Source organism: Roseicyclus persicicus, assembly GCF_012395815.1.
Classification (GTDB): Bacteria; Pseudomonadota; Alphaproteobacteria; order Rhodobacterales; family Rhodobacteraceae; genus Roseicyclus; species Roseicyclus persicicus.
In genome coordinates this window covers 453,963-467,927 of record NZ_JAAZQQ010000003.1, presented here as the reverse complement: position 1 = coordinate 467,927, position 13,965 = coordinate 453,963, and the positions used below count along the sequence as shown (strand labels likewise).

The 13,965-nt window shown below is 72.3% G+C and carries 13 protein-coding genes; 7 read left to right on the top strand and 6 right to left on the bottom strand.

The annotated features are described in order from the left end of the window. The 3 genes from HCU73_RS12110 to hemC form a co-directional block, all read right to left on the bottom strand. A partial coding sequence (locus tag HCU73_RS12110; protein ID WP_168623706.1) for a dTDP-glucose 4,6-dehydratase occupies positions 1-603 on the bottom strand: 603 nt, incomplete at its 3' end. After that, the gene (gene rfbC, locus HCU73_RS12105; RefSeq protein ID WP_168623705.1) at positions 600-1,172 is read right to left on the bottom strand and encodes a dTDP-4-dehydrorhamnose 3,5-epimerase; all 573 of its coding nucleotides are present in this window, start codon (positions 1,170-1,172) and stop codon (positions 600-602) included. The genes HCU73_RS12110 and rfbC, both read right to left, overlap by 4 nt. Positions 1,173-1,309: 137 nt before the next feature. Then, positions 1,310-2,272: a hydroxymethylbilane synthase gene (gene hemC / locus HCU73_RS12100; protein WP_168623704.1), complete on the bottom strand. Its 963-nt coding sequence runs from the start codon at positions 2,270-2,272 to the stop codon at positions 1,310-1,312. 105 nt (positions 2,273-2,377) lie between these two features. Between hemC and hemE the strand changes: the two genes are divergently transcribed. Together hemE and HCU73_RS12090 are read left to right on the top strand one after the other, a co-directional pair. Next, positions 2,378-3,424, top strand: a complete 1,047-nt coding sequence (gene hemE / locus HCU73_RS12095) for a uroporphyrinogen decarboxylase (RefSeq protein ID WP_168623703.1) — start codon at positions 2,378-2,380, stop codon at positions 3,422-3,424. 143 nt (positions 3,425-3,567) lie between these two features. Continuing rightward, positions 3,568-4,737: an NAD(P)/FAD-dependent oxidoreductase gene (locus HCU73_RS12090; RefSeq protein WP_168623702.1), complete on the top strand. Its 1,170-nt coding sequence runs from the start codon at positions 3,568-3,570 to the stop codon at positions 4,735-4,737. A 3-nt stretch (positions 4,738-4,740) separates the two neighbouring features. On the opposite strand, the gene HCU73_RS12085 is transcribed toward HCU73_RS12090, so the two are convergent. Continuing rightward, entirely contained in the window at positions 4,741-5,334 is a 594-nt protein-coding gene (locus tag HCU73_RS12085) for an outer membrane protein (protein WP_168623701.1), read from the bottom strand. A 215-nt stretch (positions 5,335-5,549) separates the two neighbouring features. On the opposite strand from HCU73_RS12085, the gene HCU73_RS12080 reads away from it, so the two are divergent. After that, on the top strand, positions 5,550-6,605 hold the full coding sequence (locus tag HCU73_RS12080) for a glycosyltransferase family 4 protein (RefSeq protein ID WP_168623700.1): 1,056 nt from the start codon (positions 5,550-5,552) through the stop codon (positions 6,603-6,605). 4 nt (positions 6,606-6,609) lie between these two features. Here HCU73_RS12080 and hemF read toward each other — a convergent pair whose 3' ends face one another. Then, positions 6,610-7,491 (bottom strand): oxygen-dependent coproporphyrinogen oxidase, encoded by an 882-nt coding sequence (gene hemF, locus HCU73_RS12075; protein ID WP_168623699.1) that lies wholly within the window; start codon positions 7,489-7,491, stop codon positions 6,610-6,612. Between the two features lie 273 nt (positions 7,492-7,764). On the opposite strand from hemF, the gene HCU73_RS12070 reads away from it, so the two are divergent. After that, complete coding sequence (locus HCU73_RS12070) at positions 7,765-9,318, top strand: D-alanyl-D-alanine carboxypeptidase family protein (protein ID WP_338052096.1); 1,554 nt, start codon at positions 7,765-7,767, stop codon at positions 9,316-9,318. Between the two features lie 3 nt (positions 9,319-9,321). On the opposite strand, the gene HCU73_RS12065 is transcribed toward HCU73_RS12070, so the two are convergent. Continuing rightward, complete coding sequence (locus HCU73_RS12065) at positions 9,322-11,259, bottom strand: lytic transglycosylase domain-containing protein (protein ID WP_168623698.1); 1,938 nt, start codon at positions 11,257-11,259, stop codon at positions 9,322-9,324. A 161-nt stretch (positions 11,260-11,420) separates the two neighbouring features. Between HCU73_RS12065 and dapA the strand changes: the two genes are divergently transcribed. The 3 genes from dapA to HCU73_RS12050 are packed head-to-tail and all read left to right on the top strand — an operon-like array spanning position 11,421 to position 13,962. Further along, a complete protein-coding gene (gene dapA / locus HCU73_RS12060; protein ID WP_168623697.1) occupies positions 11,421-12,290 on the top strand; it encodes a 4-hydroxy-tetrahydrodipicolinate synthase in 870 nt (289 codons plus the stop codon). Further along, positions 12,290-13,477: an MFS transporter gene (locus HCU73_RS12055; RefSeq protein ID WP_168623696.1), complete on the top strand. Its 1,188-nt coding sequence runs from the start codon at positions 12,290-12,292 to the stop codon at positions 13,475-13,477. Before dapA ends, HCU73_RS12055 begins: the two co-directional genes overlap by 1 nt. After that, positions 13,474-13,962, top strand: a complete 489-nt coding sequence (locus tag HCU73_RS12050; protein WP_168623695.1) for an SAM-dependent methyltransferase — start codon at positions 13,474-13,476, stop codon at positions 13,960-13,962. The genes HCU73_RS12055 and HCU73_RS12050 overlap by 4 nt, the downstream gene beginning before the upstream one ends. Positions 13,963-13,965: the final 3 nt, after the last annotated feature.

The window sequence follows — 13,965 nt, the reverse complement described above, 5'->3', positions numbered from 1 at the left end:
CAGGATCACCACCGGGATCAGCTTCTCGGGGAAGTGGTAGGGCCCGTAGTTGTTCGAGCAGTTGGTCAGCACGACCGGCAGCCCGTAGGTCTCGTGCCAGGCGCGCACCAGGTGGTCCGACGCCGCCTTGGACGCGGAATAGGGGCTGTTCGGCGCGTAGGGCGTGTCCTCGGTGAAGAGCCCCGTGTCGCCCAGCGTGCCGTAGACCTCGTCGGTCGAGATGTGGTGGAAGCGGAAACCCTCGGGCTTGCCTTGCGCGGTCCAGTAGGCCCGCGCGGCCTCGAGCAGCGTGTAGGTCCCGGTCACGTTCGTCTCGATGAAGGTGCCGGGCCCGTCGATGGAGCGGTCGACGTGGCTCTCGGCGGCGAGGTGCATGATCGCGTCGGGGCGGTGCTCGGCCAGGATCCGGTCCATCGCCCCGCGGTCGCAGATGTCGGCCTGCTCGAAGGCGTAGAGCGGGCTGTCCGCCACGCTCGCCACATTGTCGAGGCAGGCGGCATAGGTCAGCTTGTCGACGTTGACGACCGCGTGCCCGCGGGCCACCGCCAGCCGCACCACCGCCGACCCGATGAACCCCGCCCCGCCCGTCACCAGCAGCTTCATGCAGCAGAATCCTCATACAAGAACGGGCTGTCGAACCCGGCGAAGGCCCCCGCCGCGGCATCCCTGGCCGACAGGATCGGGGCCGTGTCGCCCAAGCCCCAGTCGATCCCGAGGTCGGGATCATCGTAGCGCAGCGCACCCTCGGTCTCGGGCGCGTAGCCGTCGGAACACTTGTAGATGATCTCGGTGTCGGGTGCCCGCGTCACGAAGCCATGCGCGAAGCCCGCGGGGATCATCAGCTGGCGGCCGTTCTCGAAGCTCAGCTCGATCCCGAACCACTTGCCATAGGTCGGCGATCCCTTGCGGATATCCACCGCCACGTCGAACAACAGCCCCCGCCCGCAGCGCACCAGCTTGGCCTGCGCCCGCGGCGGCTTCTGGAAATGCAGCCCCCGCACCGTGCCCACCTGCGCCGACAGCGAGTGGTTGTCCTGCACGAACTCCACGTCGATGCCGTGCTCCGCCAGCTTCGACCGGCTCCACGTCTCCGAGAAAAACCCCCGCTCATCCCCGAACCGCGCTGGCGTCACAACCACCAACCCGGGCAAACCGGTCTCTTCAATCAACATAACAAAACATCCGTTCGGCTGACTCACACCGGGGCAATCCCGGCACCGACAAGGTGGACAAGATCACAGCAAGGTCAATGCTGCAACTGCACAATCAGGCTTTGGGCAGGGTTGTGGCCCGATGAGCACCTTGCCGCTCAGGCCGCGATCCAGTCGAAGAACCCGACCCCGGCACGGGCGCGCAGGTCGTGGGCCATCTCGGCGCCCAGCGCCGCGCCGTCCTCGATCGGGGCGCTGCGGTCGGCGGTCAGGACCTCGGAGCCGTCGGGGCGCAGGATCTCGCCGCGGAGCCGCAGCGTGCCGCCGTCGAGCTCGGCCAGCCCCGCGATGGGCGTCTCGCAGGACCCGTCGAGCCCGGCGAGAAAGGCGCGCTCGGCCGCGAGCCGCTGGCCGGTGGGGCCGTGATGGATCGCCTCGAGCATCGCCGCGGCGCGGTGGTCGTCGAGCCGCCGCTCGATCCCGATGGCGCCCTGCGCCACCGCCGGCAGCATGTCCTCGGGCGCGATGGCGGCTTTCACCACCTCGGTCATGCCGAGACGGCGCAGACCGGCCATGGCGAGGAAGGTCGCATCGGCGACGCCGTCGCCCAGCTTCTTCATCCGCGTCTGCACGTTGCCGCGGAACTCGACCACCTGCAGGTCGGGCCGGCGCGCCTTCAGCTGCGCCCGACGCCGGAGCGAGGACGACCCGATGCGCGCGCCCGCGGGCAGGCTGGCGAGGCTGCCGTGGTTCAGCGCGACGAAGGCGTCGCGCACGTCCTCGCGCGGGAGGTAGCAGTCGAGCACCAGCCCCTTGGGCTGCAGCACCGGCATGTCCTTCATCGAGTGGACCGCGATGTCAATCTTGCCTGACAGCATGTCCTCCTCGATCTCGCGGGTGAACAGGCCCTTGCCGCCCAGCGTCTTCAGCGCGATGTCGGCGTCGATCAGGCTGCGGTCGTCGCCGGTGGTCTTGATCACCACGATCTCGAAGGCCTGCTCCGGCAGGTCGAAGGCCGCCATCAGCCGGCTGCGCGTCTCGTGCGCCTGCGCCAGCGCCAGCGGCGATCCACGGGTTCCGATGCGGAGGGGACGGGCGGGGGTGGGGAGGTCGGTCGTCATGGGATCCTTCTACACCTGTCAACTTTACTTGACAATCGCCTTCGGGTTGACAGACTCATGGCCGTGGACAATTCCTGTCCGCTGAACGACCGAAGGACAATTCCCATGTTTGACGCGCCCCAGACCGGCCGGAAGAAACTGCTGCGTTCGCTGGCGGGCGAGGCGATGGAGGTGCCGCCCGTCTGGCTGATGCGGCAGGCCGGGCGCTACCTGCCGGAGTACCGGGCGACGCGGGCCGAGGCGGGGGATTTCCTGTCGCTGTGCTACAACTCCGACCTCGCCGCCGAGGTCACGCTGCAGCCGATCCGGCGCTACGGCTTCGACGCGGCGATTCTCTTCGCCGACATCCTGCTGATCCCCGATGCGCTGGGGGCCGACCTGTGGTTTGTCACCGGCGAGGGGCCGCGCCTGTCCACCATCACCGGGCCCGAGGGGCTGGCGAAGCTGAAGGGCAAGGACGACATCCACGACCACCTCGCGCCGGTCTACGAGACCGTGCGCATCCTCGCCCGCGAGCTGCCCGAGGAGACCACGCTGATCGGCTTCGCCGGCGCGCCCTGGACGGTGGCGACCTACATGATCGCCGGCCGCGGCACGCCCGACCAGGGGCCCGCGCACAAGCTCCGGCAGGAGGACCCGGCGACCTTCGGCGCGCTGATCGACCTGCTGACCGAGGCCACCATCGAGTACCTGGATTGCCAGGTCCAGGCCGGCGCCGAGGTGATCAAGATCTTCGACAGCTGGGCGGGCTCGCTCAAGGGCGCGGCCTTCGACGCCTTCGCGCTGGAACCCGCCAAGCGCATCACCGCCGAGCTGAAACGCCGCCACCCGGGGCTGCCGGTCATCGCCTTCCCGCGCGAGGCGGGCGAGAAGTACATCGGCTTCGCCAAGGCGGTCGGCGCCGACGGGCTCGCCATCGACACGAAGGTCGATCCGGCATGGGCGGCGGAGCACCTGCAGCCCGACAGCTGCGTGCAGGGCAACCTCGATCCGAAATACATGGTGACCGGCGGGCAGGAGCTGGTGGACGCGACCCGCGCCATCGTCGATGCGCTGAAGCACGGGCCGCACATCTTCAACCTCGGCCACGGCATCACGCCCGACGCGAACCCGGACAACGTGCACCTCCTCCTGGAAACGATCCGCGGCTGACCCGGACGGCGGCGCCCGTGGCAGCCGGTCGCAGGCGTATTTGGGGAAAGATGAAGCGCAGGGGCCCGCGAGGGGATCGACCTTTCCCTTCATCTTTCTGAAAATACGCCCTCGGGCCGGTGGGGCCGGGCGCGGGGGCAGGCATGGGCACAGTGGACGTGGCGGTGGTGGGCCGGGGCCTGATGGGCACGGCCTGCGCCCGGCACCTCGCCGGGGCGGGGCTTCGGGTGGCGCTGGTCGGCCCGGACGAGCCCGCCGACCGCGCCGCCCATGACGGCCCCTTCGGCAGCTTCCACGACGCCGGCCGCATCACGCGGGCGATCGCGCAGGACCCGGTCTGGGCGCGGCTCGCCACCCGGTCGATCGCGCGCTACGCGGAGCTGGAGGCGCGGGGCGGCCTGCCCTTCTACAACGCCCGCGGCGGCCTGATGGCCGGCCCCGCGACCGGGCCGATGGCGGGCTTTACCGCCGGGGTTCTGGACACCTCCGCCCGGCTCGGGCTTCGGCACGAGCTACTGGCGGGGCCGACGCTGGCCGCGCGGTTCCCGATGTTCCGCCTGCCCGGCGACGGCGTCGCGGTCCTCGATCCCGTCGGCGGGGTCATCGACCCGAGGGCGATGAGGCTTGCCGAAGAGCGGCTCGCCGTAGCGGCCGGGGCCGAGGTGATCGCGACCCATGCCGTCGCCCGCGACGGCGCGACCCTCGCGCTTGCCGATGGCGGCCGGGTGTCGGCCGACCACGTGGTCCTCGCCACCGGCGGCTGGGCGGCGGCACAGCCGCTGACCGGGGCGCGGCCGGCCATGCGGGTCTACCAGCGCACCGTCCTCTTCGCCGAGGTGACGGAGGCCGAGGCCGCGCGACTGTCGGACATGCCGAGCCTGATCTGGGTGCCCGAGGGCTCCGACACCGACCTCTACCTGCTTCCGCCGGTCCGCTACCCCGACGGGCGGCTGCGGCTGAAGATCGGCGGCGAGGCCGACAGCCCCGAGGCGCGGGACGGCGCAGCGCTGAACGCCTGGTTCCGCACCGAGGGCAGCGCGGCGGCGGGCGCGGCGCTCCGGGACGCGCTGACGACGCTGATGCCCGACCTCGCGATCGCGGGCACCTCGACCGGCGCCTGCGCGGTCAGCTTCACGGAAACGGGCTACCCCTACATCGCCCGGCTGGACGCCCACGTCACGCTCCTGACGGGGGGCAACGGGGCCGCGGCGAAATGCGCCGACGAGCTGGGGCGGCTCGGGGCGTTGGCGGCCCTCGGCGGCGATGTCGCCGCCGAAGGCCTGGGCACGGATTTCGGTCCGGTCTTCGCCTGAGGCTCAGAAGCGGAAGTTCACCGATACCGCGGCGGTCGTCGCCTCGGCGTCCAGATCGGCGAGGTTGAAGTCCTCGAAGCGGTGATGCAGCAGCTCGGCGCCCACGGTCACGGTGTCGGCGACGAAGACCTCGTAGCCGACGCCCGCGAACCAGCCCTCGCTGTCGCCCACGGCGGCGTTCGAGGTCCGGGCCTCGGCCCAGCCGGCGGTGCCGTAGATCCAGTTGCTGCCGAGGTCGACACCGCCGCGGACGCCGACGCGGGTGACCGAGTCGAGCGTGGTGACGCCGCCGATGTCGATGTCCGCGGTGTCGTACTGCACGCCGCCGCCGACGACGAAGTCGCCGAGGTCGACGTCGTAGTAGGCGCGCAGGCCCAGCAGCACGTCGTCGCCGTCAAGGTTCGCCGCGCCCGAGGTGGACACGTCGCCGTAGCCCAGCTGCAGACCGACCGAGGGGCCGGTCCAGTCGGTGCCGGCGGCGACGGGCGCGGGGGCGATGGTGACGGGCGCGGGGGCGGGCTCGGCCATGCCGCCGGCCAGCGCGGGGGCGGCGGTCAGCGCGGCGAGGCCGGCCGTGAGGATGAGGGTGCGTTTCATGGGAAGGAGCTCCTTGCTCTCAAGTCTGTTCTGGTTGGCGCGGCGTGCTCGGCGCCGCGTGCCCTCAGGCTATGGTGGCGCGGCGCCCGTTCAACCGGCCGCCCGGACACGAAACCGCGAGCGCCGCCGGCTGGCCGGTTTCCGCCGCAGCGCCCGGGGGCAACCGGCATCGCGCCGCTTGTTCCGCGGCCCGGGCGGCGCTAAGCGGCTGGTCCATGCAGTTTCTCGATCCCGCCCACGTCGATGTCCTCGCGCCGAACTTCAAGTCGCGCCTCTCGGGCGTGACCGCGACCGTGGTGCGCCTCGTGCCGCTGCAATCCCGCGACATCGCCATCGCGGCGGTGGCCCCTGCCCTGCCGACCCATGTGCCGCAGGTCCGGCTGCGCGACCTCGTGACCATGCCGCGGCACGGGCCGTCGGGCGCCCGGGTCTGGCACGCGCGGCGCAACTCCGAGATGCTGGCGGGCATCGTGCTCAAGCGGGTGCTGCGCAAGGACCTGAAGCTCCTGTTCACTTCGGCCTCGCAGCGCACCCACACGCGCTACACGAAATGGCTGATCGGGCAGATGGACGCCGTGATCTCGACCTCGCGGAAGACCGCCGGCTACCTCGACCGCCCCTCGACCGTCATCCTGCACGGCATCGACCTGACCGCCTTTTCCACCACGCCCGACCGCGCCCGGCTGAAGGCGCGGATGGGCCTGCCCGCGGGGCCGCTGGTCGGCTGCTTCGGGCGCATCCGGGCGCAGAAGGGCACCGGCGATTTCGTGGAGGCGATGATCGCGGTGCTACGGGACTTCCCCGAGGTCACCGCCATCGTCATGGGCCGGGCGACCGAGCAGCACCGCGCCTACGAGCGGTCGCTGCGCGAACGGGTGCTGGCCGCGGGGCTTGAGAACCGGATCCTGTTCAAGCCCGAGGTGCCGGTGCACGAGATCGCCGACTGGTACCGCGCGCTCGACCTCTTCGTCGCGCCGCAGCGCTGGGAGGGGTTCGGCCTGACCCCGCTCGAGGCGATGGCCTGCGGCGTTCCGGTGGTCGCCACCCGCGTCGGCGCCTTCGAGGAGCTGGTGGTCGACGGGCGCACCGGCGCGCTGATCCCGCCGCAGGACGGGCCCGCGATGGCGGCGGCGGTGCGCGCCTACCTGGAGAACCCCGCCGAGCGGATGCTGCAGGGCGAGGCCGCCCGCGCCCACATGGAGGCGCGCTTCGACATCGCCCGCGAGGCCGCGGCGATCAGCGCGATCTACAGGGAACTTCTCGCCCGCTGATCCGTCACGTCCACTTGGCGATGGGCGGAAGGCTCATCAGCACGGCGTTGGCGTCGTGGCCGGTCTCCAGCCCGAACTTGGTGCCGCGGTCGTAGACGAGGTTGTACTCGGCATAAAGCCCGCGGTGCACCAGCTGCGCCTCGCGGTCGGCCTCGGTCCACGCGGTGTGGCGGCGGCGTTCCACGCAGGGCACGAAGGCCGGCAGGAAGGCGCGGCCGACGTCCTGGGTAAAGGCGAAATCCGCCTCCCAGTCGCCGGTGTTCAGGTCGTCGTAGAAGATGCCGCCGACGCCGCGCGCCCGGTGGCGGTGGGGGACGTAGAAATACTCGTCGGCCCAGGCCTTGAACCGGTCGTAGTAGTCGGGCTGGTGGCGGTCGCAGTGCGCCTTGAGCACGCCATGGAAATGCGCGGTGTCCTCGGCATACTCGATCGCCGGGTTCAGGTCGGAGCCGCCGCCGAACCAGTGCGCGACGGGCGTCCAGAACATCCGCGTGTTCATGTGGACGGCGGGCGCGTGGGGGTTCTGCATGTGGGCGACCAGGCTGATGCCCGAGGCCCAGAAGGTCGGGTCGTCCTTCAGCCCCTCCATGTTCTTGCGCGACGACATCGCGGCCACGGCGCGGGGGCCAAGCTGCCCGTAGACGGTCGAGACGTTGACGCCGACCTTCTCGAACACGCGGCCGCCGCGCATCACGCTCATCAGCCCGCCGCCCGCGTCCGACCCGTCGTCCGAGTGGCGCCGCGTCTCGGTCACCTCGAAGCGGCCCGCGGGCGCGTCGCCGCCCTGCGCGTCCTCGAGCGCCTCGAAGGTCGCAACGATCTCGTCGCGCAGCGCGCGGAACCAGGTCGAGGCGCGGGATTTGCGGTCGTCGTAGCTGTCCTTCATCGGGGCCGTCCTTTCTCGTCTCGGGATCTTCTACCAGACCGCCGCGGCGCGCGCCACGCGCCCTTTCGTCCCCGCCACGGCCCGGTCCGCCCTGAAAACACCGCGAAATCTTGCGGTTGCAAGCATCCGCACCGCCACATCTGCGCCCCCGAGTCGGGTCGCCACAGGGGGGCGATTTTCGCCCCTGCGCCCCATGGATTTTTCCGTGGCGATGGCTTAGGCTCATGATCACGCCGCACCAGACGGCACCTTGAGGCAGAGCGAGCAGGCTCCGTGAGACAACGACCGAGTTTTCCGGCCCTCATCGGGCTGGTCCTCCTGTTCTGCGTGGCATTGGCCGCGGCGCCCCTGCGCGCGGCGCCCTATGCCGCGATGGTGATGGATGCGCGCACCGGCGAGGTGCTGCATTCGCGCAATGCCGACACCCGGCTGCACCCCGCCTCGCTGACCAAGATGATGACGCTCTACATCGCCTTCGAGGCGATCCGGCTGGGCGAGATCACGCTCGACACGCCCGTGCGCATCTCGGCCCAGGCGGCGGCCGAACCCCCGTCGGAACTGGGCCTGCGGGCGGGCTCCACGATCCGGTTCCGCTACCTGATCCGCGCCGCCGCGATCCGCTCGGCCAACGACGCGGCCACCGCCATCGGCGAGGCGATCTCGGGCTCCGAGGCGGCCTTTGCGCGGCGGATGAACCGCACCGCGCGGGCGCTGGGGATGACGCGCACCACCTTTCGCAACGCCCATGGCCTGACCGAGGAGGGGCACCTGTCGACGGCCCATGACATGACCATCCTCGGGCGTCGCCTGTTCTACGATTATCCCCAGTATTACAACATCTTCTCGCGCCGCGAGGAGGATGCCGGCATCGCCACCGTGCGCAACACCAACCGCGCCTTCCTGGATGCCTACCGCGGCGCGGACGGGATCAAGACCGGCTACACCCGCGCCGCAGGCTTCAACCTCGTGGCCTCGGCCGAGCGCGGCAACGTGCGCATCCTCGCCACCGTGTTCGGCGGGCGCTCGGCGGCGTGGCGCAACCAGCGCATCATGGAACTGCTCGACATGGGCTTTGCGCGGGCGCCGGCCAACGCCCAGGTGCGGCGGCCATCGCTGCCGGCCTACACCGACGACGACGGCGACGGCGGCAACGTCGGGCAGGCGCAGCTGGTGTCGGGGCTGGTGACGCGCTCGCTCCGGCCCCTGCCCCGGCCCGGCCCGTCCGCGCCGGCCTCGGCCCCGCCGCCCGAACTGGTCGCGGCGATCGAGGAGGCGGTCGGCGCCGCCCTGACCACCGCCGTCGCCACGGCCGACCCGGCCCCCGCCCCGCGCCCCTTGGCCGAGCCGGAGCCAGAGCCGGCACCGGCCGAGGTCGCCGCCGCCCCCGCCGAGGTCGCCCCGACCCCCGACGCACAGGGCGCCGCGGCCCCGGTTGCGACGGCGGCCGCTGCCCCCGCGGTGCCGCCCGTGCCGCGCCCGGCGACGCAGGCCGCGCTGGCCGTGCCGCCGCGCCCGGCCGATCCGCCCCCGGTCGAGGTCGCCCGCGCGGCTGAGCCCGAGGTCGTCACCCGCGCCTCCTCCACCGGCTCGCGGCTCTTCGGCGTGTCGCTGGGGGCGCAACCCTCGCACCACGCCGCCGAGCGGCTGTTGCTGCGCACCGCGCTGAGCGAGGTCGGCACCTTCGACCAGGCCCTGCGCCGGGTGGTGCAGCGGGGCGGCGGCTACGAGGCCCGGTTCCAGGGCATGACCGAGGATCAGGCCGCCCGTGCCTGTGCGCGGCTCAACGCCCGCAACATCGCCTGCGAGCCCTTCGGCCCGGCCTCCTGAGCGCTACTGCACCAGCCGCTCGGACAGGCCGAGCGTCGGCAGGCTGCCGGTCAGCTGGGCCTCGTAGATGGCGAGGCTCTCGGTCACGCGCATCACGTAGTTGCGCGTCTCGGTGAAGGGCAGCGCCTCGATCCAGTAGACGATGTCGTCGGCCTGCCGCGGGTCGCCAAAGCGCTCGATCCACTCGTTCGCGCGACCGGGGCCGGCGTTGTAGGCGATGGTCACCAGCACCGGATTGCCCCGGTAGCGCTCGATCAGCCCGGCAAGGAAATGCGCCCCGATCTGCGCGTTGTAGGCCGGGTCGTCCAGCAGCCGGTCCTGCGAATAGGCGATGCCGATGTCGCGCGCGGTGTCGCGGCCGGTGGCGGGCATGACCTGCATCAGGCCGATGGCGCCCGCCGGGCTGACGACGCCCGGGTCGAACTCCGATTCGCGCCGGGCGATCGACAGCACCAGCGCGGCCGGCGCGGGCAGCTGCGCCGCGACCAGCTCGGGCGCGATGGGGTAGTAGGCGCGCATGATCTCGTGCCCCGACTGCGCCGCCCGCTTGGCGATGCGCAGGGCCAGGTGGATGTCGCCCAGCTCCAGCGCGAAATCGCCCATCTGCCCGGCCTCGGTGCGGGTCAGGCTTTCGGTCAGGTGGGTCAGGAACCGCTCCGCCGGCCAGTCCTGCCCGGCCTCGTAGTAGAGAAGCGCGGCATGGAACACGGTCGAGCGGGTGAACGCGGCCTGCCGCCAGTCGCCGTAGACCTCGGTGCCGAGGAAGGCCGGATCGACCGGCAGCCCGCCGCGTTCGGCGGCAAGCTGGCCGTAGAAGCTCGACTGGTAGCGCGCGCCCAGCGCATAGGCCTCGGCCGCCGCCGCGCGGTAGCCCGCGGCCTCGTGGGCGCGGCCGAGCCAGTAGCCCGCACGCCCCATCGAGATCGGCGAGGTGACCGACCCGCGGAAGGTCTCGAAATGCCGGACCGCGTCGGCGTGGCGGCCCAGCCGGAAGGCGCAGTAGCCCGCGATCCACTCGTTCTCGGAAAAGCTGCTGTCCTCGCGGGCGGGGTCGACGTGGTGATTGGCGGCGTAGGCGTAGCAGGTCTCGAAATCGCCCTCGCGCATCACGTCGCGGGCGAGGTCGGCGCGGCGGTCGGCCCAGGCCAGCGGCCGGCCCAGCGTGGCACGCGAGGCCGAGCGTTCGGCCATCAGCTCGCCCGCCGTGTCCCAGAAGCCCGAGCGCATCCGCCACAGGAACCGCTCGTAGGCGAGCCCCGGGTGGCCGGCGAGGTCGGCCGGCACCGCGGCGATCAGGTCGTCCACCCCGGGCCGCCGCGCCCGCAGCGCCAGCCGCGCCTCGGCCAGCCGCTGCCAGCCCTCGGGCACCAGCGGGAACATGGCCCGCGCGCGCTCCTCGGCGCCTTCCCACAGCAGGTGGTCGAGCCGGTCGACATGGTGCGTGCCCTGGTTCAGCACGGCGCCGAAGGCCGTGCGCAGGCGCCCCGCCTCGTCGCCGGTCATGGTCAGGCCGGTCCAGGCGCGGATCGCCTCGGCCTCGGCGGCGGCCTGGTCGCCACGCGCCTGCAGCGCCAGCGCCAGCGCCAACGCCCCCGTCCCGGTGGTCGGGGACTGGTCGGCGAAATAGGCGATGACGGCGGCGGGGTCGGCGCCCGCGGGGATGGACGGCTCGCCCTGCGCGCGCAGGTAGGGCAGGCCCGGCCAGTCGGGGTTGCGGTCGAGGAAGTCGATGAATTCCTGCCAGTCGCCCTGCCCCTGCCGGAGCCGCGTCCAGCTGAGGATGTCGAGCGCGACGGGGTCGTCGATCCGGCCCGCCGCCTGTGCGGCAAGCCCGAGGTCGCGCTGCGCCAGCGCGTCCAGCGCGAGGCCCAGCGCCTCGGTGTCGGCCCCGGCGCGCAGCGGGGCCAGCAAAAGGAAAACGCTCAGCAAAACCTGCCGCATCGGGACGCCTTTCCTGCTCGGGCCAGAGGATAAGCCGAGATCGCCCCGGCGCAACACACGAACTTGGCATTCCCGCGCGCCATCGCTAGTGTCCGCGCGACTTTGCCGACCCCCTTTGTCCGGGGGCGGCCACCCTGAAAGCCCACGAAAGGAAGCGTGTCATGTTCCAAGGCTCGATGCCCGCCCTGGTCACGCCGTTCAAGGACGGCGCCGTGGATTTCGACGCGCTGAAGAAACTGGTGGAGTGGCAGATCGCCGAGGGCTCGACCGGCCTCGTGCCGGTCGGCACCACCGGCGAAAGCCCGACCCTCACCCACGAGGAACACGAGCAGGTCATCGAGGCCGTGGTGCAGACCGCCGCGGGCCGGGTGCCGGTGATCGCGGGCGCGGGGTCGAACAACACGGTCGAGGCGATCCGCTTCGTCGAGCACGCCAAGGCCGTGGGCGCCGATGCCGCGCTGGTGGTGACGCCCTACTACAACAAGCCCACCCAGAAGGGCCTGATCGCGCATTTCTCGGCGCTGAACGAGATCGGCCTGCCGATCATCATCTACAACATCCCGCCGCGCTCGGTGATCGACATGGTCCCGGCGACGATGGGCGAGCTGGCGAAGCTGCCGAACATCGTCGGCGTCAAGGACGCGACCGGCGACCTGTCCCGCGTGCCCAAGCAGCGCATGACCTGCGGCACCGGCTTCATCCAGCTGTCGGGCGAGGACGCGACCGCCGTGGGCTTCAACGCGCAGGGCGGCGTGGGCTGCATTTCCGTCACCGCCAATGTCGCGCCGCGGCTCTGCGCCGAGATGCAGGCGGCGACGCTGGCCGGCGATTACCGCGCCGCGCTCGACTACCAGGACCGGCTGATGCCGCTGCACGAGGCGATCTTTGCCGAGCCCGGCGTCTGCGGGGCGAAATACGGGCTGTCGGTGCTCGGCCGCTGTTCCGACGCGGTACGGCTGCCGCTGACCGGGCTGTCGGACGCGACCAAGGCGCAGATCCAGGCGGCGATGCGGCACGCGGGCCTCCTCTAGTGGCGGGCGCGGGCGCCGGACCGGCGGCCCCGCCGGGCGACCGGCTGCTGATCCCGGTCCTGTCGGCCGCGAACTTCGTCATCGGCATGGGCGCCTTCATGGTCATCGGGATGCTGGTGCCGGTGGCCGACGACCTTGGCCTGACGACCGCGGGCGCGGGCTGGATCATGACCATCTACGCGCTGTCCTATGCCGTGCTGTCGCCGCTGGCGGTGGCCGCGACGGGTCGGATCGGTCGGCGCCGCGTGCTGACGGCGGGGATGGCGACCTTCGGGCTGGCCAGCCTGCTGGCGCTGCTCGCGCCGACCGCCGAGGTGCTGCTGGCCGCCCGCGGGCTGGCCGCGCTGGGGGCCGGGCTGACGACGCCGGTGGCCGCCGCCGTGGTGGCCGCGACCAGCCCGCCCGAGCGCCGGGCGCGGGCGCTGGCCGCCGTGTTCTTCGGCCTGACGCTGGCGCAGGTGCTGGGGGTGCCGGCGGGCGGCTGGCTGGCCTACACCTTCGGCTGGCGCAGCGCCTTCGGCGTGGTGGCGGCGCTGGCGCTGCCCTGCGCCTGGCTGATCTGGCGCCGGGTGCCGGCGGGCCTGCGGCTGGCGCCGGTGGGGCTTTCGGACCTCGGCGCGGTGCTGCGCGACATCCGGCCGATGTCGGCGGTGCTGTTCACCACGACCTTCCTCGGGGCGATCTACGTCGTCTTCACCTATTTCGCCGCGCTGCTCGAGGCGCGCATGGGCTATGGCCGGGACGGGGTGACGCTGGTCCTGCTGGTGTTCGGGCTTGGCGCGGTGGTGGGCAACCTGGTCGGCGGCGCCCTGTCGGACCGGATCGGGGCCTACCGCACGCTGATGGTGCTGGCGGTGGCGCAGGTCGGGCTGCTGCTGCCCTTCTCGGCCCTGCCGATGCCAGATGCGGCGCTGCTGGCGCTGGTGTTCGTCTGGTCGGTGTTCGGCTGGTCCTTCGCGGCGCCGCAACAGCTGCGGGTGATCGGCATCGCGCCCGAGCGGGCCTCCGTGCTGCTCGCGCTGAACGCGGCGGCGATCTACGTCGGCGCGGCGGTCGGCGCGGCGATCGGCGGCGCGGTGATCGGCCTGGCCGGGCTGGACGCGCTGGGTGTCGCGGCGGCGCTTGCCGCGCTGGTGGCCTTGGGCAACCTGGTGCTGTCCCGCAGGCTGAACGGAGGACGCGCATGACCGGGCGGCGACCGGGCGAGATCGCCCTGCCCTTCGACCCCGGCACCCGGATCGAGGCCGGGCTGACCTTCATCGGCCATGTCCGGTCGCCCTGGGCCAAGGGCACCGCGCCCAAGAACCTGCGCGCCGCGCGCGAGACCGGGCAGGGCGCGCGGATCGAGCTGCGGCCGGGCTACGCCGCGGGCCTTGCCGGGCTGGAGGTGGGCCAGGCGATCCAGATGCTCTACTGGGTGGACCGGGGCGAGCGCGACCTGGTGCTGCAGGCGCCGCTGCACGGCAGCGGGCTGCGCGGGGTGTTCGCCCTGCGCTCGCCGGTGCGGCCGAACCCCATCGCGCTGGGGACGGTGGTGATCACGTCGCTCGACCGGGAGGCGGGCGTGATCGGGATCGACGCGACGGATGCCTGGGACGGGACGCCGGTGCTGGACCTCAAGCCCTGGATCGACACGGTGGACGTGCCGCCGGGCTGGCGGCCCGGGGGCTGACCG

Coding starts and splice junctions, on each gene's coding strand:
- rfbC (WP_168623705.1), bottom strand. CDS start 1,172: ATGTTGATTGAAGAGACCGGTTTGCCCGGGTTGGTGGTTGTGACGCCA.
- hemC (WP_168623704.1), bottom strand. CDS start 2,272: ATGACGACCGACCTCCCCACCCCCGCCCGTCCCCTCCGCATCGGAACC.
- hemE (WP_168623703.1), top strand. CDS start 2,378: ATGTTTGACGCGCCCCAGACCGGCCGGAAGAAACTGCTGCGTTCGCTG.
- HCU73_RS12090 (WP_168623702.1), top strand. CDS start 3,568: ATGGGCACAGTGGACGTGGCGGTGGTGGGCCGGGGCCTGATGGGCACG.
- HCU73_RS12085 (WP_168623701.1), bottom strand. CDS start 5,334: ATGAAACGCACCCTCATCCTCACGGCCGGCCTCGCCGCGCTGACCGCC.
- HCU73_RS12080 (WP_168623700.1), top strand. CDS start 5,550: ATGCAGTTTCTCGATCCCGCCCACGTCGATGTCCTCGCGCCGAACTTC.
- hemF (WP_168623699.1), bottom strand. CDS start 7,491: ATGAAGGACAGCTACGACGACCGCAAATCCCGCGCCTCGACCTGGTTC.
- HCU73_RS12065 (WP_168623698.1), bottom strand. CDS start 11,259: ATGCGGCAGGTTTTGCTGAGCGTTTTCCTTTTGCTGGCCCCGCTGCGC.
- dapA (WP_168623697.1), top strand. CDS start 11,421: ATGTTCCAAGGCTCGATGCCCGCCCTGGTCACGCCGTTCAAGGACGGC.
- HCU73_RS12050 (WP_168623695.1), top strand. CDS start 13,474: ATGACCGGGCGGCGACCGGGCGAGATCGCCCTGCCCTTCGACCCCGGC.